This is a genomic window from Leptotrichia sp. OH3620_COT-345, assembly GCF_003932895.1.
Classification (GTDB): domain Bacteria; phylum Fusobacteriota; class Fusobacteriia; order Fusobacteriales; family Leptotrichiaceae; genus Pseudoleptotrichia.
The window spans coordinates 1-347 of record NZ_RQYW01000154.1; the positions used below are offsets into that span (position 1 = coordinate 1).

Below are 347 nucleotides of genomic sequence, written 5' to 3' on the forward strand. Positions count from 1 at the left end.
AAAGTCGACCTTCATTTTCTATATTTTTTGCCCTTACCGATAATGTATCAAGTCCTTTTATTTCTTTCTTATTTTCCAAGTTTGATTTTGTATCTATATTTAATATTCTTGATACTATATCTTCTTTTAAGTTTATTCCCTTTTCGCCTATCAGCTCAAGGGTATTGTTTCTGTTTATCTTTTCATTTACCGTTACCTTTTTCTCTTTTAATGTAGTTACATAATCTCCTTCTACAAGACCTTCATATACGTACTCATTAGGCGTAGTTAATTCCACTACACCTCGTGATACTATTTTACCTTCCTTATTTGATAATCCTCCTATATTTAATGTCGTCTGTCCTAAA

At 30.5% G+C, this 347-nt stretch carries 1 protein-coding gene; it reads right to left on the minus strand.

What is annotated here, in order from left to right; genetic code table 11:
- Positions 1 to 347, minus strand: a 347-nt coding sequence (locus tag EII29_RS12455) for a hypothetical protein (protein WP_158612565.1), incomplete at both ends; no start/stop codon positions are given.